General features: G+C 62.2%; 23 protein-coding genes, 1 tRNA gene and 1 pseudogene. 13 read left to right on the top strand and 12 right to left on the bottom strand.

The window, feature by feature from the left end:
• Positions 1 to 5: 5 nt before the first annotated feature.
• Genes C1M53_RS14895 through C1M53_RS14905 form a run of 3 tightly spaced genes read right to left on the bottom strand, consistent with a single transcriptional unit; the run spans position 6 to position 1,689 of the window.
• The gene (locus C1M53_RS14895; RefSeq protein WP_129412949.1) at positions 6 to 587 is read right to left on the bottom strand and encodes a cob(I)yrinic acid a,c-diamide adenosyltransferase; all 582 of its coding nucleotides are present in this window, start codon (positions 585 to 587) and stop codon (positions 6 to 8) included.
• A gap of 26 nt (positions 588 to 613) precedes the next feature.
• Positions 614 to 805, bottom strand: coding sequence for a twin transmembrane helix small protein (locus C1M53_RS14900; RefSeq protein ID WP_129412950.1), 192 nt, complete (start codon positions 803 to 805; stop codon positions 614 to 616).
• Positions 806 to 822: 17 nt separating this feature from the next.
• Positions 823 to 1,689: an SDR family oxidoreductase gene (locus tag C1M53_RS14905; protein WP_129412951.1), complete on the bottom strand. Its 867-nt coding sequence runs from the start codon at positions 1,687 to 1,689 to the stop codon at positions 823 to 825.
• A 56-nt stretch (positions 1,690 to 1,745) separates the two neighbouring features.
• Between C1M53_RS14905 and C1M53_RS14910 the strand changes: the two genes are divergently transcribed.
• Positions 1,746 to 2,597 carry a YihY/virulence factor BrkB family protein gene (locus C1M53_RS14910; RefSeq protein ID WP_129412952.1) on the top strand — a complete coding sequence of 284 codons (852 nt, stop codon included), beginning with the start codon at positions 1,746 to 1,748 and terminating at the stop codon, positions 2,595 to 2,597.
• Here the strand turns inward: C1M53_RS14910 and C1M53_RS14915 are convergent.
• Both C1M53_RS14915 and gluQRS read right to left on the bottom strand, forming a co-directional pair.
• On the bottom strand, positions 2,567 to 3,454 hold the full coding sequence (locus tag C1M53_RS14915; RefSeq protein WP_129412953.1) for an EamA family transporter: 888 nt from the start codon (positions 3,452 to 3,454) through the stop codon (positions 2,567 to 2,569). The two genes, C1M53_RS14910 and C1M53_RS14915, sit on opposite strands and share 31 nt — an antisense overlap.
• Positions 3,455 to 3,572: 118 nt before the next feature.
• Positions 3,573 to 4,448, bottom strand: coding sequence for a tRNA glutamyl-Q(34) synthetase GluQRS (gene gluQRS, locus C1M53_RS14920; protein ID WP_129412954.1), 876 nt, complete (start codon positions 4,446 to 4,448; stop codon positions 3,573 to 3,575).
• Between the two features lie 72 nt (positions 4,449 to 4,520).
• On the opposite strand from gluQRS, the gene C1M53_RS14925 reads away from it, so the two are divergent.
• Positions 4,521 to 5,162 carry a DNA-3-methyladenine glycosylase gene (locus tag C1M53_RS14925; RefSeq protein WP_129412955.1) on the top strand — a complete coding sequence of 214 codons (642 nt, stop codon included), beginning with the start codon at positions 4,521 to 4,523 and terminating at the stop codon, positions 5,160 to 5,162.
• A gap of 128 nt (positions 5,163 to 5,290) precedes the next feature.
• The gene (locus tag C1M53_RS14930; RefSeq protein ID WP_129412956.1) at positions 5,291 to 5,848 is read left to right on the top strand and encodes an HNH endonuclease; all 558 of its coding nucleotides are present in this window, start codon (positions 5,291 to 5,293) and stop codon (positions 5,846 to 5,848) included.
• Between the two features lie 14 nt (positions 5,849 to 5,862).
• On the opposite strand, the gene C1M53_RS14935 is transcribed toward C1M53_RS14930, so the two are convergent.
• A complete protein-coding gene (locus C1M53_RS14935) occupies positions 5,863 to 6,378 on the bottom strand; it encodes a disulfide bond formation protein B (protein WP_129412957.1) in 516 nt (171 codons plus the stop codon).
• 90 nt (positions 6,379 to 6,468) lie between these two features.
• The gene (locus tag C1M53_RS14940; RefSeq protein ID WP_129412958.1) at positions 6,469 to 7,056 is read right to left on the bottom strand and encodes a YqaA family protein; all 588 of its coding nucleotides are present in this window, start codon (positions 7,054 to 7,056) and stop codon (positions 6,469 to 6,471) included.
• A 198-nt stretch (positions 7,057 to 7,254) separates the two neighbouring features.
• Between C1M53_RS14940 and C1M53_RS14945 the strand changes: the two genes are divergently transcribed.
• Positions 7,255 to 7,339: transfer RNA gene (locus C1M53_RS14945), tRNA-Leu, on the top strand.
• A 537-nt stretch (positions 7,340 to 7,876) separates the two neighbouring features.
• On the opposite strand, the gene C1M53_RS14950 is transcribed toward C1M53_RS14945, so the two are convergent.
• On the bottom strand, positions 7,877 to 9,160 hold the full coding sequence (locus tag C1M53_RS14950) for a GNAT family N-acetyltransferase (protein WP_129412959.1): 1,284 nt from the start codon (positions 9,158 to 9,160) through the stop codon (positions 7,877 to 7,879).
• Positions 9,160 to 10,560, bottom strand: a complete 1,401-nt coding sequence (locus C1M53_RS14955; protein WP_129412960.1) for a lipopolysaccharide biosynthesis protein — start codon at positions 10,558 to 10,560, stop codon at positions 9,160 to 9,162. Before C1M53_RS14955 ends, C1M53_RS14950 begins: the two co-directional genes overlap by 1 nt.
• Before the next feature lie 223 nt (positions 10,561 to 10,783).
• On the opposite strand from C1M53_RS14955, the gene C1M53_RS14960 reads away from it, so the two are divergent.
• Genes C1M53_RS14960 through C1M53_RS14970 form a run of 3 tightly spaced genes read left to right on the top strand, consistent with a single transcriptional unit; the run spans position 10,784 to position 12,534 of the window.
• On the top strand, positions 10,784 to 11,365 hold the full coding sequence (locus C1M53_RS14960; RefSeq protein ID WP_129412961.1) for a hypothetical protein: 582 nt from the start codon (positions 10,784 to 10,786) through the stop codon (positions 11,363 to 11,365).
• Positions 11,362 to 11,940: a hypothetical protein gene (locus C1M53_RS14965; RefSeq protein WP_129412962.1), complete on the top strand. Its 579-nt coding sequence runs from the start codon at positions 11,362 to 11,364 to the stop codon at positions 11,938 to 11,940. The genes C1M53_RS14960 and C1M53_RS14965 overlap by 4 nt, the downstream gene beginning before the upstream one ends.
• 9 nt (positions 11,941 to 11,949) lie before the next feature.
• Positions 11,950 to 12,534 (top strand): hypothetical protein, encoded by a 585-nt coding sequence (locus C1M53_RS14970; protein ID WP_245488555.1) that lies wholly within the window; start codon positions 11,950 to 11,952, stop codon positions 12,532 to 12,534.
• 5 nt (positions 12,535 to 12,539) lie between these two features.
• Here the strand turns inward: C1M53_RS14970 and C1M53_RS14975 are convergent, their stop codons facing one another.
• Positions 12,540 to 13,832: a hypothetical protein gene (locus C1M53_RS14975; RefSeq protein ID WP_129412963.1), complete on the bottom strand. Its 1,293-nt coding sequence runs from the start codon at positions 13,830 to 13,832 to the stop codon at positions 12,540 to 12,542.
• Positions 13,833 to 14,054: 222 nt separating this feature from the next.
• Between C1M53_RS14975 and C1M53_RS14980 the strand changes: the two genes are divergently transcribed.
• A complete protein-coding gene (locus tag C1M53_RS14980) occupies positions 14,055 to 14,426 on the top strand; it encodes a hypothetical protein (protein WP_129412964.1) in 372 nt (123 codons plus the stop codon).
• A gap of 32 nt (positions 14,427 to 14,458) precedes the next feature.
• On the opposite strand, the gene secA is transcribed toward C1M53_RS14980, so the two are convergent.
• Entirely contained in the window at positions 14,459 to 17,185 is a 2,727-nt protein-coding gene (gene secA, locus C1M53_RS14985) for a preprotein translocase subunit SecA (RefSeq protein ID WP_129412965.1), read from the bottom strand.
• Between the two features lie 240 nt (positions 17,186 to 17,425).
• Here secA and C1M53_RS14990 point away from each other — a divergent pair, with 240 nt between their 5' ends.
• Positions 17,426 to 18,346 (top strand): peptidylprolyl isomerase, encoded by a 921-nt coding sequence (locus tag C1M53_RS14990; protein WP_129412966.1) that lies wholly within the window; start codon positions 17,426 to 17,428, stop codon positions 18,344 to 18,346.
• 90 nt (positions 18,347 to 18,436) lie between these two features.
• Here the strand turns inward: C1M53_RS14990 and C1M53_RS14995 are convergent, their stop codons facing one another.
• Positions 18,437 to 19,027, bottom strand: coding sequence for a TetR/AcrR family transcriptional regulator (locus C1M53_RS14995; RefSeq protein WP_281040929.1), 591 nt, complete (start codon positions 19,025 to 19,027; stop codon positions 18,437 to 18,439).
• 110 nt (positions 19,028 to 19,137) lie between these two features.
• Between C1M53_RS14995 and C1M53_RS15000 the strand changes: the two genes are divergently transcribed.
• The 4 genes and pseudogenes from C1M53_RS15000 (at position 19,138) to mutT (ending at position 21,930) form a co-directional block, all read left to right on the top strand.
• Positions 19,138 to 19,392, top strand: coding sequence for a hypothetical protein (locus C1M53_RS15000; RefSeq protein ID WP_245488556.1), 255 nt, complete (start codon positions 19,138 to 19,140; stop codon positions 19,390 to 19,392).
• Between the two features lie 100 nt (positions 19,393 to 19,492).
• A pseudogene (gene argJ / locus C1M53_RS15005) lies at positions 19,493 to 20,733 on the top strand (bifunctional glutamate N-acetyltransferase/amino-acid acetyltransferase ArgJ).
• The gene (locus tag C1M53_RS15010; RefSeq protein ID WP_129412969.1) at positions 20,714 to 21,511 is read left to right on the top strand and encodes a GNAT family N-acetyltransferase; all 798 of its coding nucleotides are present in this window, start codon (positions 20,714 to 20,716) and stop codon (positions 21,509 to 21,511) included. The pseudogene argJ and the gene C1M53_RS15010 overlap by 20 nt, the downstream one beginning before the upstream one ends.
• The gene (gene mutT / locus C1M53_RS15015; RefSeq protein WP_129412970.1) at positions 21,508 to 21,930 is read left to right on the top strand and encodes an 8-oxo-dGTP diphosphatase MutT; all 423 of its coding nucleotides are present in this window, start codon (positions 21,508 to 21,510) and stop codon (positions 21,928 to 21,930) included. Before C1M53_RS15010 ends, mutT begins: the two co-directional genes overlap by 4 nt.
• Positions 21,931 to 21,947 lie beyond the last annotated feature (17 nt).

Here is a 21,947-nt window from a genome sequence, read left to right on the forward strand (position 1 = left end):
CCAAATCAGCGGTTCTTGCCCGGCACCCATAGCACGTCGGACTTTCCATTGTCATTGACCGTGCGCGCGGCCACGAACAGGAAGTCGGACAGGCGGTTGATGTATTTGAGTGCCTCCGCGCCAATCTGCTCGTCCGGGTTCTGGGCCAAAGCCACCATGACGCGTTCGGCGCGACGCGTGACCGTTCGGGCGAGATGAAGAGCGGCCGCGGCCGGCGTGCCGCCGTTGAGGATAAAGGATTTCAGCGGCTGCAGGTCCTTGTTTAGCTGGTCGATGTCCTTCTCGACACGTTCGACCTGCGAGGCGACGATGCGCAGCGGCTCGTATTCCAGCGGCTTGCCATCGTCCGGCACGGAGAGATCGGCGCCGAGATCAAACAGATCGTTCTGGACCCGGCCAAGCATCAAATCGATCGCAGGATGCACGACAGCCGTGTGCAGGCGTGCCAGGCCGATGCAGGCGTTAGCCTCGTCGACCGTACCGCAGGCTTCGATGCGCAGGTCGGACTTCAGCCGTCTTGCGCCGGTACCGAGCCCGGTGGTGCCGGCATCACCGGTGCGGGTGTAGATCTTGTTGAGTTTGACCATGCGTGTCCTCCCGCCTGACCGGAGGTTTATTTGCGCGTGAAGTAGACCGCGAGCATGATCAGGACCAGCGCCAGGAACTGCAGCAACACGCGCGCCTGCATGAGTTTGTTCGAGGTGACGCCCGAGCCGCCGCGCATCATGTTGACGAGGCCGCGGATCAATACCGCGACCACGGCCACCATCACGACGATGGCGAGGATGTTGAAAACAGTGCCCATGGCGTATTCCGTTCCGTTCAAGCGCGCTTGGCGAGGATGCGGTAGAGCATTGAAGCCGGCAACAGGCGTTTCAGCACTACCCCGATTCTGGCCGGCATCGTTACCACATAGTGGGGCCGGGGGCGTTGCGACAGAAGCGCATGGGTCAGCACTTTGTAGACGGCTTCCGGTCCGAGTTTGTAGGGCGAACGGATACCGCCCTGCCTGAGCCGCAGCAATTGCGCCTGATAGGCCGCGTGGTGCACCGAATTCTCATGATCGATATGCTTCAGGAACCAGGGCAGGCCGTTGCTGGCAAACTTCGACGCAATTGGCCCGGGTTCAATCAACGAGACGTGGACACCGCTGCCGTCCAGCTCCTGGCGCAGGCACAGCATCAATCCCTCCAGCGCGTGTTTGGACGCGGCATAGGCTCCGCGAAACGGCACCGGCGTAAGGCCGAGGATAGAAGAGCAGTGAACGATGCGGCCATGACCCTGAGTACGCATCACGGGCACGACCCTGCGGGTGAGATCATGCCAGCCGAACAGATTGGCTTCGAACTGTTCACGCAGCGCTTCTACGGGCAGGTCCTCGACCGCGCCGGGCTGGGCGTAAGCGCCATTGTTGTAGAGTGCGTCGAGCCGGCCACTGCTGCGTTCGAGCACGGCCTCGAACAGAACCCTGATCGACTCCGGTTCGCGATAGTCGAGATAGAACGCCTCGATGCCGTCCGCTTCCAGCGCTGCGATGTCTTCCGATTTGCGGGCCGTGGCGAAGACCCGCCAGCCGTCAGCCTTCAAGGCCCGTACGCAATAGGCGCCAATGCCTGACGATGCGCCGGTGACGATGATCGTGCGCGGCGCTTGCGATGACGTGCTGGAAGATGCGGCGAGGCTTGCCATTTGCCGCAATCACTTCCCATATTCGCGGCCTGGAAACAACTGGAGGAACAGTATCGTTGCTGCGCACCATCGTCGCCTTCCGCCGCGTACTTTACGATGCGGCCGGCCATTTCAACAATGACGACGGCTGGGCGATGGCCAGTCATCTGGCGATCACCTCGCTGATGGCACTGTTTCCATTCCTGATCTTTGCCACCTCGCTGGCGAGTTTCCTTGGCGCGCAGGCTTTCGTCGAGACGATCGTGCCGCTGCTGTTCGACACCTGGCCGGAGCAGATCGCCAAGCCGATCGCGCGGGAGGTCATCAACGTGCTGACGGTCCGGCGAACGGACCTTCTCACCTACGGTGTGCTGCTTGCCGGTTTCTTCGCCTCCAATGGTATCGAGGCGGTGCGCACGTCCTTGAACCGGGCCTATCGCATGACGGAGACACGTTCGATCTTCTTTCGTCGCACGCAGAGCATCATCTTCGTGCTGATCGCCGCGGTGGGCTTCCTGGCGATCAGTCTTCTGCTGGTTTTCGCACCGCTGATCGCCCGTCTGGCGGAGGCGCACTTCCATTGGATCGGCCCCTATATGGGCACCATCACGCTGTGGCGCTTCGTGATAGCTTCCACAGTCATCGTGTTCGCGCTTTTCGCCGTTCACATCTGGCTGCCGATGGGGAGACGCAGCATTCTCTCGATCCTGCCGGGGATCGGCTTTACGCTGGTCGGCTGGGTGGTCGGATCAACCATCTTCGCTTCTTATCTCGACCATTTCTCGTCCTATGTGACGACCTATGCCGGCCTCGCATCGATCATGATCGCCGTCGTCTTCCTCTATATCGTCTCGGTGATCTTCATTCTCGGCGGCGAACTCAACGCCGCCATCAGCCGCTATGCCGAAGCACGTGCCCGTGTCGGCTGAGCCGTGGCCAGCCCGACCCCGAAGGTGGTGATGGCCATTCCGACGATCTGGACCAGGTTCAGATGTTCACCGAACAGGACCCAGGCCATTACCGCTGTGACCGCAGGAACCAGGTAGAACAGCGAAGCAACCTTCGACATCGCTCCCTCGCGGATCATCACCATCAACAGGAAGATGGCGCCGACCGAAAGCACCAGCACGAGCCAGGCCATGGCGAAGATGAAATCGCCATTGACGGTGAAGACGCGGGTCTCGAAGGCGAAGCTCGCGATCACCATCACCACGGTGCCGCCGACATACTGCCAGAAGGTCGATGCGACGAGGTTGCCCGATGATCCGAAACGCTTCTGCCAGACGGTGCCGGCGCTCATGGCAATGACCGAGATGATGGAAGCCGTCAGCGTGGCCGCCGTGATGCCGCCGCCCAGCGCACCGAGCTTGGGCCACAAGACGGTGACGACGCCGACGAAACCGATTGCCAGGCCGGCCCAGTGTCGGGGTTGGATCTCTTCACCGAGAAGCTTGCCGGCCATGACCGCGGTGATCAGCGGCTGCAGGCCGACGATCAGTGCCGAGATGCCGGCAGGAAGGCCACGGTGGATCGCCCAGAAGACTGCTCCGAGATAGATACCGTGCATGAGAATGCCGGCGATGATGGCGTGCTGTGCCTGCGTACGGTTCGGCCAGGGCGCCTTGAGGGCCACGATCAGGACGGCGAACAGCACCGCGGCGATGGCAAAACGGATGGCAAGGAACGTGAATGGTTCGGCCCACGGCATCGCGTAGCGCGCACCGATGAAACCGGTTGCCCACAGCACGACGAAGGTGGCGGGAATGAACCGCTTGAACTCGTGCATGGAAGGACAACCGCTTTCTGATGAAGAATGTGCCGCTCTAGCCCGGTAACCGGGCAGGGCAAAGCCAAAACCGCTTACTTTTAAAGTAACGCGAATTGAAGCTTCTGCCGGAACGGTCCTATAGGCCAACCATGTGGCGGATGTCCTCGGGGGCCGCGCCGGCGGCTCGCAGCGTGGCCAATCCCGTGTCCTTGAGGCTCTTCGAGAGCTTGCGTCCGTCCGGACCGAGGATCAGCCGGTGGTGGAAATATACAGGCTGCGGCAGGCCAAGCAATTCCTGCAACAGTCTCTGTACGGCCGTTGCCTGGAACAGATCCATGCCGCGCACGACGTGGGTGATGCCTTGCAGGGCATCGTCGAGCACGACGGACAGATGGTAGCTGGTCGGGATGTCCCGGCGCGCCAGCACGATGTCGCCCCAGTCCTGCGGCTGTGCCTGGACATGACCTGTTTTCGACAGGCTCGTGTTTTCGAATTCCGCCCAGGAGAGATCGGTACCGACCCGCGACAGTGCGGCTGCAACGTCGAGGCGCCAGGCGAAAGGCATCCCTTCCGCAATGCGCGCGCTGCGCTCCTTTCGCGACAGAGCCTTGTCGACTGCCGGATAGAGCGGCGCGCCATCCGGGTCGCGTGGCCAGTCGCGCCCGCGCCGTTCGCGGTCGCTGATGAAGGCGCGGATGTCGCCACGGCTCATGAAGGCAGGATAGACGAGGTCTTCGGCAATCAGCCTTTCAAGGGCTGCCCGGTATTCGCCGAAATGCTCCGACTGCCGCCGCACCGGTTCTTGCCAGCTCAAGCCAAGCCATTCGAGATCGCGGTAGATAGCCGCCTCGAACTCCGGCGTGCAGCGCGTGGTGTCTATGTCCTCGATGCGCAGCAAGAGGCGTGCCTGATTGCCGTTTGCCAGTTGCTGGTTGAGCAGCGCCGAATAGGCGTGACCAAGATGCAGGTCGCCATTCGGGCTGGGGGCGAAACGAAATGTCAGGAGTGTCATCGATCGGCGGCAATCGGGTTTTGCAAGCGTTAGCCGGATTGCTACCTTGCCGGCCTTTCCCGGACAAGGAACATGCAGCGGATCACCTCTCTCAATGACATCACTGCGGGGCTGGATGCCCTGTGCGGTATCGATCCCCGCCTGGAAACGGTGCGTGCCTTTGCCGGCGACGTGCCGCTGCGCCTTTCGGAGCCGGGCTTTGCCAGCCTCGCTTCGATCATCGTTTCGCAACAGGTATCGCGCGCCAGCGCCGACGCCATTTTCGGCCGACTGACCAAACTGCTGGATCCGCTGACGGCCGACGCCATCCTTGGTGCAGGCGAAGATGTCTTCCGTGAAGCCGGATTGTCACGGCCCAAGCAGCGTGGGCTGCTCGCTGTTGCCGGCGCGGTCGCGGACGGACTCGATCTGCATCACCTCTGTTCGCTGGAAGCCAGCGAAGCAATCACCACGCTGACGGCCGTTCCAGGCATCGGTCCCTGGACGGCGGAATGCTATCTGCTCTTCGCTGCGGGACACCCGGATGTGTTTCCTGCACGTGATGTCGCGCTGCAGAGCGCCGTCGGCCATGCGCTGTCGATCGACCCACGCCCGGCCGAGAAAAAGCTCATCCTCCTGGCCGAATCATGGGCGCCCTGGAGGGGCGTCGCGGCGCGACTTTTCTGGTCCTACTACAGAGAATTGAAGGGCAGGGATGCGGCCCCGCCGGTCTGAGCCGCAAAAAAGCTTAAAAATCATGCTCTTTTGAGGGGTGTTCGGCACGGCTTCCCGCTTCACATCCCTGTCATGTCGGGCTTACAGTATCCGCGTCGTTCGGTTCGGGAACGAAGGAGGCAAACAACGTGACGGTTGCCGTATCTCCGGATGGGCTTCCAGCACTGGTGCTGAATGCGGATTATCGCCCGCTCAGCTATTACCCGCTTTCGCTCTGGTCCTGGCAGGATGCGATCAAGGCGGTGTTCCTCGATCGCGTCAATATCGTTGCCGAATACGAGCACGCGGTCTCCTCGCCGAATTTCTCGATGAAGCTGCCGTCCGTCGTCAGCCTCAAGGCCTATGTGAAGCCATCACGCTACCCGGCTTTCACACGCTTCAACGTTTTCCTGCGTGACCGCTTCCAGTGCCAGTATTGCGGGACGCCGGAGGATCTCACCTTCGACCACGTTGTCCCGCGTCATCGCGGCGGTGCGACGACGTGGGAAAATGTGGTCGCCGCCTGTTCCCCCTGCAATCTGCGCAAAGGCGGCATGATGCCTTCCCAGGCCAAGATGTGGCCGCTGCAGAAGCCTTACCAGCCGACCGTGCACGATCTGCACAACAACGGCCGCCTCTTCCCACCCAACCATCTGCACGAGAGCTGGATGGATTATCTCTACTGGGATGTGGAACTGGAGCCGTAAGGCCCGCTCCCTGTTCAAGCGCGCTTGAAAGCTCCGCGGAAGGCAACCGCTGCCAGGATCACGCTGGCAATGGCATTCCAGCCGGCCAGAGACAGTCCGAGGATACGCAAGGCGGCCTTGTCGCAGGAAGGCGGCACGAACTTGTCGAGTGCGTCAAGCACGCCGTTGCCGCCGGTGTCGACCGGACCAGCGACGTTGGTGCAGTCGGTCGGGCCTGGCCACCAGCCCCATTCGACGCCGGAATGGAACACGCCGAGATAGAGGCCGTAGACCATGAGCAGGCCACCGACGATCAACAAGGCACGAGTGATCCAGACGGGCAGCTTGAAGACAGCTGCCAGCACCGCAAGCAGCATAAGCGGCGCACCGACATAGTAGGGGATGCGCTGTTCGTAGCAGAGTTTGCACGGGATATAGCCGCCGATGTACTGAAAGGCGAGCGCCGATCCAACAGTGGCGGCCATGGCCACGGTCAGGAAAGCGGCGGTAAGCATCGGAGCGCGTTGAGCGGGCGTCGTCGCTTGGGACATCTGGTTTGCTCCTGGCACCGGCGGTTTCCGGACCGTTGTTACTACGCAATTTCGGACGGAAAACCGCTACACGCTTTTCCTGAAATTGCTCTAGAGGGCGTACTTGGCCGCGAAATACAGCAGAATAAGGATGACAGCGGCGGCCCCGGCCAACAGGCCGAGCCGCTTCTCGATGAAGTCACGGATCGGTTCGCCGTAGCGGCGCAGCAACCAGGCGAGCAGCAGGAAACGGCCGCCGCGCGCCACGATGGCGAGCACGATGAACAGCAGCAGGTTGACGCCGATGACGCCGGAGAGAATGGTCACCACCTTGATCGGCGGCAGATGCGCGGCCCCGGACGTGATCAGCATCAGGATGATGAAGCCGATCCCGGACGAGGTGCGCAGCGCTTCGAACTCGTCGTATTTGCCGTAGAATTCGAGCACGGGCTTGGCCACGGCTTCATAGGCATAGTGCCCGATGAACCAGCCGGCAACGCCGCCGAGAACGGAGGCAATGGTGGCGACGAGTGCGTAGCGGTAGGCGCGATCGGGACGGGAAAGCGCCATGGGCAGGTAGAGCACGTCCGCCGGTACAAGAAAGACCGAGCTCTCGACGAAAGCGATGAAGGCCAGCCACCACTCGGCCGATTTCCTGGCCGCAAGCGACAGGGTCCAGTCGTAAAGTCCGCGAAGCATGCAGCCCCCTTCTTGGTCAGCGTCATGCTCTAGAAAGAATTTCTTGGCCACACAATGGCCGGAGGCTTCACGAAACCGAAAGGTCGCACCTGCCAGGCGGGAAGTTTGTGGCGATTTCAGTTCCCGGATGCATTGCGCCAGTTGACGAACCAGTGCGCGACCGTATAGTCCGCGCCCATCTGGACCGCCCGGTCCAGGGCCCCTATGGCGGAATTGGTAGACGCGCTCGACTCAAAATCGAGTTCCGCAAGGAGTGCTGGTTCGATCCCGGCTAGGGGCACCATTTTCTTATCTCACGCCAGTTCGCTTTCGCTCACGGCTCCGATGGGGCGGCCTGACGGCCGACGGGCGGTCGCCCGTGCGAACCCTTGGGGTTCGATGGTGCTCTGGAGAGATGTGGCGTTTCCATATCACGCCAGTTCGCTTCGCTCACGGCTCCGATGGGGCGGCCTGACGGCCGACGGACGGTGTCCTTGCGAACCCTTGGGGTTCGATGCTGCTCAGCCATGATGCGCTGGTTACCGGCGCGCCCGATCCGAGCCATCGTTCTGGTGACTTCACAACCCCAGCGAGCCCGCTTGCCTGGGTGGGGTTGGGGGGTGTGGCAAGCGGGCTACGGTAACACGACGTGCCTTCGTCCTACCGTAGAACCTATGTATCCCATTCGGGTGACGTTAGAAATGAAAACTTTGAAAAACTTATATATATCAATAGTTTAGATGAAACTAAAGTATGAATGTCAAAAAGTTTCGGCCGGACGCTCGAAGGTTGTCGGGGTTCGTTGTGCCGGGGCGATCGGATCAGCAGGCCTGTCTCCCGCTCAGTTGCGACTGAACAGGCTCCTCACCCTGTTGCGCAGCAACCGGGCGAAGTTGCGGGTCTCGCGATAGAGGTGCAGATGGGACGCGGCCTGCCTGGTCGCCTTGTCGGCATCCGGCGCCAGGCCGATCACGAAGGTCCCAACCGGCCTGCGCTCCATCCACAGGCGGCTCATGACGGGATGATCGGGCACTGCGCATGAATCGGTCATGATGATGTTGGGATCGTCGAGGTGCTGCTTGGTCACCTCGATCATCAGCAGCGTGCCCGGTGAGTAAGAAGCCAGCTTCTCATCATAGGCCGTCTTCCACGTGTAGGCGTGCCCGGCTTCCACAAAGACGATGAGGCTTGCAATGGTGCGGCCATCCAGTGTCAGTGAATGGATGCGGCACATGTCCTGCTCGGCCAGGCGGTGCACCGCCTCGCGTGCGAAGGCGGCACGAAAGCGATCGATGGCCATGGCGGTGCGTTCGCGCCCTTTCCAACCGGATGCCTCCAGCGTCAGGAAATTCTCGATCGCCTGCCGGATCTCTTCCGGCACGCGCGCCACTTCGTGTTGCAATTTTCCGGTCTCGCCGAGCCGTCGTTTCAGGCGACGGAACTCACGATAATGGTGCGAGCGCAGGGACTGCTTGAGGTAGGCTTCGCCATCAAGCTTGCTGTGCAGGAACGGTCGCTGCGTTTCGCCGGTAATCACCAATGGCAGGTTGCGTGCCTCGGCAAGTGCCCGCAGCAGGCTGGCCATCGGGCCATCGAGCCGCATGTCAGGCAGGGCAAAGACCTTGGGGAGCTTCAGATGCGGTCGCGACAGCATCGCGAAGAAATCTTCGATCACGCCGATAGGATCGTCCCGGTCGACCAACGGGGTGCCGACAGGGCCGAATGGGCTCGCCCAGGTCCGCATGATAGGGGCCGCAAGCGGAATGCCGGGCCGCTCGACCGAGAAAGGCACCAGGAGCCGCAGCCGGCTGCGATGTTCGTTGCCGTCGCGGATCACGGCCAGACGCACTTCCCGGTCCTCGAGGCGTGGCATTGCAGGTGCCAGGAAGCGCGGATTGAAGAAGACGTTGGGCTCGACGGTCCGGTTGCACAGATAGTCGAGTTCTTCGACCAGATCGAAGCCTGCCGAAGCCGGATAGACAGCGAGCGTCCGTTCCGGCCGGCTGGAGGCCAGCAATTCGATCTCGGCGAGGTGGGCGGCATCGGGAACGACACCCGCCAGACCGGTCATCAGGGTCCCGGCGGGACCACCGCTTGTTTCCTCGATCAGTGGGACGGCGGCCATCAGGCGGCTCCTCTGGCGGGAATGAAGATAGCCATTGTGATGCCGAGCTTGCGCCAGACCGTAAACGACAGGGCGGCGGCTTCGAACACCATGGCAAGAGCCGTGGCCAGCGCGGCCCCCCAGAGATGGAAGGTCGGGATCAGCACGACATTGAGTGCGATGTTGAGGGCCAAGGTCACTGCGAAAACAGCGGCGCAGATGTTCTGATGGCCGCTCATGGTGAGCAGGCTCTCGCAGGGGCCGACAGCCGCGCGGGCAACGACGCCGCAGACGAGCAGGAACAGCAACGGGTAGCCGCTGGTGAATTCCGGTCCGAACAGGATCAGCATCGGCTTGCCGAGAAGAAGAACCACAAGCGCCATCAGCAGCGACGGCCAGAAGGTCCACGAAACCGTTTCACGGGCAAAGGTGGCGAGTTTTTCCCTATCGCCATGGGTGTAGTGGGCATAGCGCTGCGCGACGCCGGCCTTGACGGCGAAATACACGAAATGCACCAGCGCCAGCGTCTTTACGGTCGCGAAATAGACCGCGACGTCGTCCGGTTGCAGATAGAAGCCGACCATCAGCACGTCGGCATTGGTCAGCAGAAAAAAGAAGCTTTCCACCAGGAAGATCGGCAGGGACACGGCGATCCAGTCGCGCATGTGGATGGCTCTGGGGCCGGAAGGTACGCGGGCATCGGTGCGCGCGGTGATCTCGACCAGCTGGAAGATGGTGGTGGCATAGGTGGCGACGATCGAGGCAATCAAAGCGGTCCTGGCGTCCGCCGGCATGCCAATCAGCAGCGCAAGCCCCATGCAGGCAAGGATCGCGATCGGGCGGACGATGTAGACGAGCGAAAGGGCTGAAAGCGTCCAGGAATGGGCGCGGGCGATACCCTGGAGCAAGTCGGACATCGCGATCATCGGCAGGCAGAAGATGCCGAGGATGAACGGCACGACATAGTAGTTTTCGAGCCAGCCGGAAAACAGCCAGACACCTGCGATGCCGATCAGTGCAATGAGGGTCGACGCTACCAGTACGAAAATCCGGCTGGCCAGCAGGATGCCGCGCAGTTCGGCCAGCTTGCCATGCTCGCGGAACTCAGGAATGAAGCGGATGACGGAGGTGTGGAAACCGAGGCAGGAGAGATTGCCGACGATGACCATCGTCGTCCAGACCAGCACGAGAATGCCGTATTCGAAGGAGCCCATCCAGCGGGCCATCAGCACCTGGCTGACAAAGGCGATGACGGCACTGATGACGCGGATGGCAAAGGCGATCAGCGAGATGCGTCCGGCCTGGCCGCGCTCATCGGAAGAAAAAAGGACCGCATCGAGCTTCCCCAGCAAAGGCCGCGCGCGCAGCGCCAGGCGCTGCGGCAGAAGCCGCTCGGCTGTCGTGGCTGCAGAAAAGCGCACGTGATACTCCAGGTCCTCGCCCTGGACCTTAACAGGCCCCGGCATGGCAGACTATGTATGACGGACAGCTTAAGAAACGGTTCGGCGGCAACCCGTACCGAGTTGGCAGTCTTAGTCAGGAGAAAGTCGCCACCACTGCCCGGAACTTCCTCATGGGTTCCAATGGCAACGTTTCCGCACTAATTTGCCGCGCGGGTGGCAGGCGCAAGATTCGGAAGGCTTCATGTTCGGCAGCGCCCGTTCAAAGCTCAAAGCCTGGATTGTTGGCGGTATCGGCACCTTCGCGGCACTCGCGGTGGGCGGCGCCCTCGGCATGTTCGACGCAGTTCAGAAACCGGTCATCGTGCTCGAGCCAGGCCAGCCAGTCGAGACCGGTCCGTGGGAAGTCAAACCCTTGCGCGCCTACACGGTCGACAAGGGTGTCTACGGCCTGCCGCTGAAAGCCGGTGAGAAGGCCCTGGTCTTCGAAGCCGAAATGAAGAACCGAACGGCGCTGTCGAGCAAGGACTACTTCACGACCTTCAAAGCGACCGGCGGCACGGACGACAGGCCCTACATCGTGCTCGTTCGTGATTCTTCGATGTCGCCGGCTCTGCAGCCCGGGCTGCCGGAGCGCATGGCCTATGTCTGGGGGTTGCCGGCAGGCGCAACGCCACCCGAACGTCTCGTGCTCGCCGTGAATGGCGAGATATACAAAAAGCGCGACAATCTTTACGGTGTGCCCGGCTGGTACAATGAACATGTCATAGGCACAGTGGCGATGCCCGTCGGAGCCGGGCCTGATACTCCGGATATCCGGCCATGATGCGGCGGGTCGCCAATGTTGCGGTTCTGCTGATTGCCGCACTGCTTTGCTTCGGCATGCAGACAAGCAAGCCGCACTATGCCGATCTGACGGCCCCAATTCCAGTCTACGGCAAGATCGGTGAGACGATCCAAACACGGACATTCGATATTGCGGTCGACAAGGTCGTCTTTGCCCGTACGCTGAAATTCGACCGGTTCGGCCAGAAGAAACTGCTCACGACGGGCGGCATCTGGGCCATCGTGACTGCCAGGCTGGACGCGAGAAACCGTTCGGCAATGGTTGCAGCCGCGACCTGGCAAGGGCCCGATGGTCTCAACTATCGGGCTACCGAGCGCACCTCGCTTGCGGCCGGTGCGTTGCCTGTCGCGCTGGACCCGGGCGTGACCGGCAGGACGAGGCTGGTGTTCGAGATACTGCCCTCGCAGGCTGTCGGTGCCATGCTGCTTGTATCCGGCAAGCTGGCTGGGCCGCTCGATTCGGAAGCGCGGATTGCGCTTGGAGCAGTCCCCGCGCAGGCCGATGGCCTACCGGATAGCACGATCGAAACCTATGAACTCAGCGACGCATTCTGAGGACCTGTCTTGAGCAGCGCGGCACGGCCAATCGATGAAACAGGGAGTGAGCGTACGCCGTCAGAAAGACGCTGGTGGCTGCGCAGCCTGCTGGCACTGATCGTGCTGGTCCCGGCAGCGCTGGCAGTAATGTCGTATGACGACGTCAAGGAGCTGCTCGGCAACCAGGATTTTTTTGCCAAGGACGTTGCCTGGGGCAAGAAAGTCCGTTTCGGCGGCAGCGATTGGCAATTGACCGACCTGCGCGCCGCGCTCGGGCGTGCCGACATCCCGCCGGAGGTGGTTCCGGTGCTGGTCGACCTCACGGTGACCGTCGGCGAGACCGACCTGCAGTCCCTGTGGTTGAGTTGCAAGATCATGCTCATCGACGCAGCCGGCCGCCGCTGGTTGCCGACCGCCGCAGTGTCTTTCAGGCAGACCGACGACGTCATGACCTGCAATTCGGCAATCTTCTCCGGTGCCAAAAGCGGCGATGCGCTGAAGATCCGCGAGACCTTCCTGGTGCCGAAGGACGCCACCGCAACCATCCGGCCGGCGGTGGGCGTAGCCAGTGAGCGGCCGGGTTTCCTGCTGTTCCAGCGACCGCAGAACTGAGCCGGCTAGACAGGCTCGCTGACACCTGCCGCCGGCGCGCGCTTCGGCAAGGCAAAAGCACATTCCAGAACGGCGGCCAGCAGGCATATCCGCAGGGGCTCGACCAGAATGCCGGTTGAGCTGTCCTGGAACGGGCTGCCGAACAAGAACGTCACGCCATTTGCCAGCACCTGCCAGCTATCGAGCTCATGCGGGCCGATCAGCCGTGTTGCGCCCAGCCAGGCCCAGGCCGCCGCCCAGTCGATCAGCCGATAGCCGACGATCAGGACGACCATCAGCAGCACGCCGGAACTCAGGGTCAGGCGTACGCCGTTGGCGATCGGCAGATAGCGCGAGCGATAACCGCTGATGAAGTGTTCGACGAAGTCGCGCAGGAATTTCGGGATCGCCCTGTAGCGCTCGCCAAGGCGCTCGACACGCTGGTGGACGCGCATCAGTTCCTTGTCGTCGCGCACGTCATAGCCATAGATCAGTGCGGCAAGCACCAGCCAGATGACCGGCACGAGCATATAGAAGAACAAATTGATCAATGTGGTTGAGGCGCCGGCAGGCGTCATTTCCACCGATACTATCGGCGCTGCCGCAATGGCGCTGCCGACCGGCGTAGCGATGCCCTCCATTGCTGCCTGAAAAAGAGAACCGATGTTGCGGCTCATCACCCAGGAGAGGACGTCATCCTTCCAGCGGCTGATGACGTAGATACCGATGAAGATCCAGTTGGTCTCACAGATGACGACGATGATCTGCCAGGCAGAGGAAGCGCCGCCGCGTTTCTGCATTTCCTTGGCGCCACGCCGGATCAGCCAGGAAATGGCGACGGAAAACAGCAGCCAGCGCGAGTCCAGCACGTCGAGTACATTTCCAGACTCGCCGAATGGGGCCAGGGCAAGAGCTGCACGCGAATATTGCCGCACCGTATCGCTGAGGAAGCCCCAGGCGGCATAGTAGGCGAAGAACGGCAGCAGGGCGACGGTGACCATTCTGGCGAGCCGAGCGCTGCCGCTGCCGCCAGGCTCCTCAACGCTGTTGCCGCTGGCGGCCGCCTGGGCGGCGCGTACGGCAGGCAAAGCTGGCCGCAATGTCTGGAACATGGCAACCGTGACGACGAGCTGGGAGAGAGCCACCAGTGTCAGCAGCGCAAGGCCCGCCATGTGGTTGGCGATTGCAACATGCGTTGCCAGCCGCATGAACAGGCCGTTGGCGACCAGTCCAAGCAGCACCAATGCGATGAGTTGCGGCCAGAAACGCCAGAGCAGGCGCAGCGTCAGTCCGATCGGCCTTGCGATCTCAGCAAGCATATCAACCTCGCGACGCCCCCGCCGCCTTTTAGCAAAGTTTCAGGGAATGTCTTCCCTCGGCGACTGCCGCAGCAGTCGCCTGCTGACAGTCTGTGGAGAAAGGCTGTCGCGAAAGTCGGTGCCCATTCTCGAAAAGCTGATTGGACCAGGAGGAACAAAAGCCGGCCGGTCGCCATTGAAAAACAGTCGGGAGCGATGGGAGCCGGCACGGAGGAAAGCACGATGAAAATCGCATTCAGTATCACGCTGGCGGCCCTGATCGTGGGGCAATCGGCCGGAACGCTGTCAGCCGAACCTCTGAACACCATGGGAGAGGTTGGATCTGCTCTGCAGAGCTGCTGGGATCCGCCCATCGGTGCGGCGAAAGGTTCGATCACGCTGCAATTCAGCTTCAAGCGCGATGGAACATTGATCGGCCAACCCAAGGCGACCAGCATCCGTGTCGACGGTGACGCCGACCAGCGCAAGAAGCTGGTTCAGGCGGCGACTGAAGCCGTTCAGAAATGCGTCCCGCTCACCTTTGCGCCGAAACTGGCGGACGGCATGGCAGGGACCGTCTTCACCCTGCAACTTGCATCACCAAAGCCGCAATAGCGGCGCCTGACCAGCGCCATGACGCCTGGCGATCAGCCGAAGGCGCCGTGGCAGTGCTTGAATTTCTTGCCCGAACCACAAGGGCAGGGTTCGTTGCGGCCGACCTTGCCCCAGCTTGCCGGGTTCTGCGGGTCGCGCTGCTCGGCAGGGACAACGCGTGCGTCTTCAAGGACAGCGACGTCCGTGCCCTCGCCGAAATCGTTCTCGCCGGTGCTGGCGTCGATGTGCTGGCCGAACATCTCCGGAGCGTCCGGCAGCGGTGCGTCGGCGGCCTCGCGCACCAGTTCCACACGCATCAGCTGCGCGGTCACTGCCTGGCGGAGATTACCGAGCATGGCCTGGAACAGTTCGAAGGCCTCGCCCTTGTACTCGTTGAGCGGGTCGCGCTGGGCATAGCCGCGGAAGCCGACCACCGAGCGCAGATGGTCAAGATTGACGATGTGCTCGCGCCACAAATGATCCAGTGTCTGCAGGACGACCGAGCGCTCGACATAGTTCATCACGTCCGGGCCGAAGCGGCCAGCACGTTCGTTGGCAGCTTCATCGGCGGCCTTGGTGATGCGCTCGCGGATGTCGTCTTCGGCAATGCCCTCTTCCTTGACCCATTCCTCGATCGGCAGGTCGAGATTGAGATATTGCTGGGCCTCGGCCTTGAGGCCGGCGATATCCCACTGCTCGGCATAGGCGTTTTCAGGAATGGCCTTGGCGACGATCTCGTCGATGACGTCGTTGCGCATCTCGGCAACCGTCTCGGAGAGGCTTTCGCCGTCCATCAGCGCGATGCGCTGCTCGAACACCACCTTGCGCTGGTCGTTGGAGACGTCGTCATATTTGAGCAGATTCTTGCGGATGTCGAAGTTGCGCGCCTCGACCTTCTTCTGCGCCTTCTCAAGAGCCTTGTTGATCCAGGGATGGATGATGGCCTCGTCTTCCTTGAGGCCGAGCTTCTGCAGCATGCCGTCCATGCGCTCGGAACCGAAGATGCGCATGAGGTCATCCTGCAGCGACAGGAAGAACTTCGAGCGGCCGGGGTCGCCCTGACGGCCGGAACGACCGCGCAGCTGGTTGTCGATGCGCCGGCTTTCGTGGCGTTCGGTGGCAAGAACGTAGAGGCCGCCCGCAGCGAGCGCCTTTTCCTTGAGCTGCTTCACGTCCTCGCGAATGGCGTTTTCCCGCGCCTCGCGCTCGGGACCTGCGGGCATGTCGGCGAGTTCCTCGGCAATGCGCATCTCAGCGTTGCCGCCGAGCTGGATGTCGGTGCCGCGGCCGGCCATGTTGGTGGCGATGGTGATGGCGCCGGGCTTGCCGGCCTGGGCGACGATCGCCGCCTCGCGCTCATGGTGGCGGGCGTTGAGGACTTCGAAATCCTTGAAGCCGTCCTGACGCAGGCGTTCGGCCAACTGCTCGGACTTCTCGATCGATGTCGTGCCGACAAGCGTCGGCTGCCCCTTGGCGTTGGCTTCGCGGATCTCCCTGACGATCGCCTTGTACTTCTCCTCGACCGTCCGATAGACCTCGTCATCCTCGTCGATGCGGCTGACCGGCAGGTTGGTCGGAATCTCGGTGACCTCGAGATTGTAGATGTTGCCGAATTCTTCCGCTTCGGTCAGTGCCGTACCGGTCATGCCGGCAAGCTTCTCGTACATGCGGAAGTAGTTCTGGAACGTGACGGAGGCCAGTGTCTGGTTTTCCGGCTGGATCTGCACATGCTCCTTGGCTTCGAGCGCCTGGTGCAGGCCTTCCGAATAGCGGCGGCCGGGCATCATGCGGCCGGTGAACTCGTCGATGATGACGATTTCGCCGTTGCGGACGATATAGTCCTTGTCACGCTGGAACAGGCGATGTGCCTTCAGTGCATTGTTGACGTGGTGGACCATGGCGACGTTCTCGACGTCGTACAGCGACTCGCCCTTCAACAGGCCGGCACCGCGCAGCATGTTCTCCACCTTCTCGGTGCCTTCTTCGGTGAAGATCGCCGTCTTCTGCTTCTCGTCGACTTCGTAGTCGACCGGCTGCAACTGCACGATGAATGCATCGACGGTGTTGTACATATCCGAGCGGTCTTCGAGCGGACCGGAGATGATGAGCGGGGTGCGTGCCTCGTCGACGAGGATCGAGTCCACTTCGTCGACGATCGCGTAGTTATGACCGCGCTGCACCATCTGAGCACGCTCATACTTCATGTTGTCGCGCAGGTAGTCGAAGCCGAGTTCGTTGTTGGTGGCGTAAGTCACGTCGCAGGCATAGGCGGCGCGACGCTCCTCGTCGGACAGGCCGTGCACGATGATGCCGACGCTGAGACCGAGGAATTTATAGACGCGGCCCATCCATTCGGCATCGCGGGTGGCGAGATAGTCGTTGACGGTGACGACATGGACGCCATTGCCAGAAAGAGCGTTGAGGTAGACGGGCAGGGTGGCGACCAGCGTCTTGCCTTCGCCCGTGCGCATCTCGGCGATGCCGCCATTGTGCAGGACCATGCCACCGATCAGCTGGACATCGAAGGGCCGCATGCCCAGCACGCGCCGGGCCGCCTCGCGGGCCGTTGCAAAGGCCGGGATCAGCAGATCGTCCAGCGATGCGCCATTGGCGATATCCTGCCGGAATTTTTCGGTGCGGGCGGTCAGCTCCGCATCGGAGAGCGCGCGCATCTCGTTTTCCATGGCATTGATCGCTTCGACCCTGGGGCGGGTCGATTTGACTCGGCGGTCATTGGAAGAGCCGAAAATCTTACGGGCGAGACCGCCGAGACTGACCATTCAATGGTCCTTTCGCTTGCAATCCAGGGCGCGGATGCGGATGCGGAGGCATCCTGCAGACCCGCTTGAACGGAAAAACACCAAAAAGCGCCCGGAAAACGGTTCTGGACGCCAAGTGGTTGGACAGATAAGAGGGGGCACAATCGATGTCAACGCTGCGTTACTGACCCGCGGAACGCCTAATTCTGCCACATTCCGGCTGATCAAAAGACCCAATCATCCTCATCGGAGCTCTTTCGCATGACCTTGTTGTTTCGCCGCGCGTCGCTTGCCAGCCTCGGTCTGGCTATCGGCCTGTCGGCTCTGGCCGTTTCGCCGCTCGCTGCCCAGGAAACCAAACCGGCAGATGCTGCCGCGGCTCCGGCTCCTGCGCCGGTCGACCCCAACGCGGTCATCGCCACCGTGGACGGCAAGCCGATTACCGAAGCGGATCTGACGCTTGCCGAGGGTGAACTGTCGCGCCAGTTCGCGCAGCTTCCTGCCGAGCAGCGCCGCGCGGCCGCATTGTCGGCTGCCATCGAGATCAAGGTTCTTTCGGCCAAGGCCATCGCCGACGGGCTCGACAAGGATCCCGAATTCCAGCGTCGCGTGGCCTTCCTGCAGCAGCGGGCGCTGCACGGCGAACTGGTCGAGAAGGAAGTGGTCGGCAAGATCACCGACGCCGAAATCCGGGCTCGCTACGACAAGGAAATCGCGGCACAGCCGCCGGTCAATGAAGTGCACGCCCGTCACATTCTCGTGAAGACCAAGGAAGAAGCGGACGCCATCGTCAAGAAGCTCGACGCCGGCGAGGACTTCCAGAAGCTCGCCAACGAGAACACGAAGGATCCGAGCGGCAAGACCAATGGCGGCGATCTCGGCTTCTTCGGCCCGGGCCAGATGGTGCCGGAGTTCGAGAAGGCGGCAATGGCGCTGGAAGTCGGCAAGTACACCAAGGAGCCGGTGCAGACGCAGTTCGGCTGGCACATCATCAAGCTCGAGGACAAGCGCCAGCAGCAGCCGCCGGCCTTCGACCAGGTCAAGGACCAGGCCAAGTCGGCGGTCATCCGCGACAAGTATTTCGAGGCCGTCAAGGAAGCCCGCAAGGCCGCCAAGGTCGAGATTCCCGATGAGAATCTGCGCAAGGCCGTCGAAGCGGCTGAAGGCAGCGCCGGCAAATAGGCTGCGACTTTCGCCTGCCTGGCGACTGGATTTTCAAGGAGCGGTGCCCGCAGGGGCGCCGCTTCTTTTCTTTTGGATGACGGGATCAGCTCAGGTCTTGATGCCGTGGACGATGATCCGGACCGCGGCCCGGATCCTGCCCTCATCTTCGTCCAGGCGTCCCGTCAGAAGACGGACCCACGCATAGGACGACACCATGTCCGCCACCTGCAGCGGGTCGACGTCGTCACCGACTTCGCCACGCGCCTTGGCGCGTTCGGTTATCTTGCCCTGTTCGACGCGGCGGCTGGCCGCATAGGCGGTGAGTGCCTTCGCGGCGGCTTCGTCCGACTGCGCTTCGGCGATGATCGAGCGGAAGATCGATCCCGAAGGGGTGTCGCGCCAATGCGCGAGCAAGCCCGACAGGAATCCGACGAGGTCACCCTCCAGATCCCCTGTGTCTGGATAGTCGAGATGCTTCTGGCGTTGATACACGTCGATCAACAGTGCAGCCTTGCTCGGCCACCAGCGATAGATGGTGGGTTTGCCGGCGCGGGCACGCCGCGCCACCGCCTCGATGGAAAAGCCGGAATAGCCGTCTTCCCGGAGTACGGCTTCGGCCGCCTCCAGGATGGCCTCGGCGCTGGCAGGGTTGCGCCGGGCGCCGATTGAACGGCGGGCCTTTCCTTCGCTTGCGGTCAACGCGTCCACGCTCCTCGAAATTTCGCCGGCAACCATACATCAACTCTTGACGAAACGAAACGGAGCGTTCTATATATGTAACGAAACGTATCGTTCTTATGGAGACTGTCATGTCCAGCGCGAACTCGTCGCCGGCCGTCACTCAACCCCGGTTTTCCCGGCATCGCTTCGCACTGCTCGTGCTGGCCGGCGTTTATCCGCTCATCACCACGATCCTCTATGTGCTGGCACCGCTGACGGAAGAGTGGGAAATCTGGCAGCGCACGCTGGTCATCGCGCCGACCATGGTGTCGGCGATGATCTGGGGCCTGATACCGACTGTCCACCGCGTGTTTGGCCGGTTCATCAATCCGGTAGCGGGTTAGAGCGGGCGCGGCGGCGGTTGTCAGAAAACGCCTTGCGAAGGCTCGCGCTATCGGGCAAACGGAGCGTACCTTCCCGTTTACCGGACCGCCGAGGTTCCTTATGTCCGCTACGATTTCCCCGCTCGCTCCCAAGAAATATCCCAAGATGCCGGCGATCGAGGGGGTACGCATCGCGACAGCCGAAGCAGGTATCAAATACAAGAACCGTACTGATCTCCTGACGATGGTGTTCGATCCCGGCACCGCCGTTGCCGGCGTGTTCACCCGCTCGAAATGCCCGTCGGCTCCAGTCGACTTGTGCCGGGAGAATCTCGGCCAGGGCAAGGCCCGTGTGCTGGTGGTCAATTCCGGCAACGCCAACGCCTTCACCGGGAAAAAAGGTCGCGAGACGACGTCGATGACCGCCGCCGCCGCCGCCAAGGCTGTCGGCTGCGGCGCGGATGAGGTTTTCCTGGCTTCGACCGGCGTGATCGGCGAACCACTTGATCCAGGCAAATACAGCCATCTCCTGGCCGGAATGGCCAAGGAGGCGCGCCCGGACCAGTGGGCCAGGCAGCCAAAGCGATCATGACCACGGATACCTATCCGAAACTGGTCACGGCCACGGTCAGGCTGGGTGATGTCGATGTGACGCTCAATGGTATCGCCAAAGGTGCCGGCATGATCGCACCGGACATGGCGACGATGCTGTCTTTTGTCGCGACCGATGCTCCGATCGCCGCCCCGGTGCTGCAGGATCTGCTCTCCAGAGGGACTGCCAAGACATTCAATGCGGTGACGGTGGATAGCGATACCTCGACCAGCGACACGCTGCTTTTGTTCGCGACCGGCGCGGCCGCCAAACGTGGCGCTCCCGAGATCACGGATGCCAAGGATGCACGCCTCGGCGTCTTTCGCCGCGCCCTGAACAAGATGCTGAAGACGCTCGCCATCCAGGTGGTGCGTGACGGCGAAGGGGCCCGCAAGCAGATCGAAGTCACTGTGACCGGGGCGAAGTCGGCGCGTTCGGCCAAGCGTATTGCGCTGTCCATCGCCAACTCGCCGCTTGTGAAGACCGCGGTTGCCGGCGAGGATGCCAACTGGGGCCGGGTCGTCATGGCGGTCGGCAAGGCTGGCGAACCCGCCGATCGCGACAGGCTGGCGATCTGGTTCGGCGACAATCGCCTTGCCGTCGATGGCGAGCGCGACTCGGCCTATTCGGAAGCAGCCACCTCGGCCTACATGAAACGCGACAGCATCGTCATTCGCGCGGATATCGGCATAGGCAGCGGCAAGGCGACGGTGTGGACCTGCGATCTCACCAAGGAATATGTTGCCATCAATGGCGACTACCGGAGCTGATTTGTCGAACCCGCAGCATCCTGCCACTGTCCTGGCAAAGGTCCGCCGCTACGAGGCGGCAGGCTTTCGCGCGTGGCCGGCGGCAGCTGCGCACTATGACGGTACCTGGGTGGTGCGGTTGACGGCCGGCCATCCAGCCAAACGGCTGAATTCGATCAATCCGCTCGACCCGAACGATGTTCATCACCTGCCCGAACGCATCGCGCGTGCCGGCAGGCGCTTCGAAGCTTACGGGCGGCCGCTGACCTTCCGTGTTTCACCGCTGGCGGGAGCCGCTCTTTCGCGGCATCTCGACGCCGAGGGGTGGTCGCGCTTCGGAGAGTCGCTGGTCATGCGCATGCCGCTCGCAAAGGCGCCTGTCGATGATGTCCTCGATCAGATACCCCTCAAGGACATCAGCCGCTTCGTTTCGGCGACGCTGAAAGTGCATGGCGCCGCCGCTTCGCTGCGGCCGGGCCTTTCGGAAATCATCGGCGCGATCCAGCCCGAGGCTGGATTGTTCGCGCTGGAGCGCGGTGACGAGGCGATGGCGACGCTGATATGCGTGCATGACGGCGATCTGGCCGGCTTGTTCGAGATTGCCACGGACAAGGCCGTGCGGCGGCAGGGATACGGCCGACAGCTGGTGTTGTCGGCCCTGAAATGGGCGCGGCTGCGCGGCGCCCGCGAGGCCTGGCTGCAGGTCGAGGCAGACAATGCCCCGGCGCTTGCGCTCTATCATGGCCTCGGCTTCGAGGAAGTCTATCGTTACCACTACAGGCAACCAGCCGTCGCATGAGCTCCGAATCGTCCAAACCGAAGCGGCTGCTTCTGGTCGTTGCCTGTGCGCTGGTCGACGCCGACGGCCGCGTGCTGATCGCGCAGCGGCCTGAAGGCAAGCAGCTTGCCGGCTTGTGGGAATTCCCGGGTGGCAAGGTTGAACCAGGCGAAACACCGGAAGATTGCCTCGTGCGCGAACTTCGCGAGGAACTCGGCATCGAAACCAAGACGGCCTGCCTTGCGCCGCTGACCTTCGCCAGCCACAGCTACGACGACTTTCATCTCCTGATGCCCCTTTACGTCTGCCGCCGCTTCTGGGGGACTCCGCAGCCGAAGGAAGCGCAGGCGCTGAAATGGGTTCGTCCGAAGCAGATGCGCGACTATCCGATGCCACCGGCGGATGCGCCGCTTATCCCTTTCCTGATCGATCTGCTCTGATCGCCACAATTAGCGTT

This window comes from Mesorhizobium sp. Pch-S (assembly GCF_004136315.1).
GTDB lineage: Bacteria > Pseudomonadota > Alphaproteobacteria > Rhizobiales > Rhizobiaceae > Mesorhizobium.

What these genes read in the sequence shown, in the direction of transcription:
- C1M53_RS14965 (WP_129412962.1), top strand. Translation starts at nt 11,362, where the DNA reads ATGATGCGGCGGGTCGCCAATGTTGCGGTTCTGCTGATTGCCGCACTG.
- secA (WP_129412965.1), bottom strand. Translation starts at nt 17,185, where the DNA reads ATGGTCAGTCTCGGCGGTCTCGCCCGTAAGATTTTCGGCTCTTCCAAT.
- C1M53_RS14900 (WP_129412950.1), bottom strand. Translation starts at nt 805, where the DNA reads ATGGGCACTGTTTTCAACATCCTCGCCATCGTCGTGATGGTGGCCGTG.
- C1M53_RS14960 (WP_129412961.1), top strand. Translation starts at nt 10,784, where the DNA reads ATGTTCGGCAGCGCCCGTTCAAAGCTCAAAGCCTGGATTGTTGGCGGT.
- C1M53_RS14940 (WP_129412958.1), bottom strand. Translation starts at nt 7,056, where the DNA reads ATGCTTCGCGGACTTTACGACTGGACCCTGTCGCTTGCGGCCAGGAAA.
- C1M53_RS14935 (WP_129412957.1), bottom strand. Translation starts at nt 6,378, where the DNA reads ATGTCCCAAGCGACGACGCCCGCTCAACGCGCTCCGATGCTTACCGCC.
- C1M53_RS14905 (WP_129412951.1), bottom strand. Translation starts at nt 1,689, where the DNA reads ATGGCAAGCCTCGCCGCATCTTCCAGCACGTCATCGCAAGCGCCGCGC.
- C1M53_RS14980 (WP_129412964.1), top strand. Translation starts at nt 14,055, where the DNA reads ATGAAAATCGCATTCAGTATCACGCTGGCGGCCCTGATCGTGGGGCAA.
- C1M53_RS14990 (WP_129412966.1), top strand. Translation starts at nt 17,426, where the DNA reads ATGACCTTGTTGTTTCGCCGCGCGTCGCTTGCCAGCCTCGGTCTGGCT.
- C1M53_RS14975 (WP_129412963.1), bottom strand. Translation starts at nt 13,832, where the DNA reads ATGCTTGCTGAGATCGCAAGGCCGATCGGACTGACGCTGCGCCTGCTC.
- gluQRS (WP_129412954.1), bottom strand. Translation starts at nt 4,448, where the DNA reads ATGACACTCCTGACATTTCGTTTCGCCCCCAGCCCGAATGGCGACCTG.
- C1M53_RS14950 (WP_129412959.1), bottom strand. Translation starts at nt 9,160, where the DNA reads ATGGCCGCCGTCCCACTGATCGAGGAAACAAGCGGTGGTCCCGCCGGG.
- C1M53_RS15010 (WP_129412969.1), top strand. Translation starts at nt 20,714, where the DNA reads ATGGCGACTACCGGAGCTGATTTGTCGAACCCGCAGCATCCTGCCACT.
- C1M53_RS14915 (WP_129412953.1), bottom strand. Translation starts at nt 3,454, where the DNA reads ATGCACGAGTTCAAGCGGTTCATTCCCGCCACCTTCGTCGTGCTGTGG.
- C1M53_RS14895 (WP_129412949.1), bottom strand. Translation starts at nt 587, where the DNA reads ATGGTCAAACTCAACAAGATCTACACCCGCACCGGTGATGCCGGCACC.
- C1M53_RS14925 (WP_129412955.1), top strand. Translation starts at nt 4,521, where the DNA reads ATGCAGCGGATCACCTCTCTCAATGACATCACTGCGGGGCTGGATGCC.
- C1M53_RS15000 (WP_245488556.1), top strand. Translation starts at nt 19,138, where the DNA reads ATGTCCAGCGCGAACTCGTCGCCGGCCGTCACTCAACCCCGGTTTTCC.
- mutT (WP_129412970.1), top strand. Translation starts at nt 21,508, where the DNA reads ATGAGCTCCGAATCGTCCAAACCGAAGCGGCTGCTTCTGGTCGTTGCC.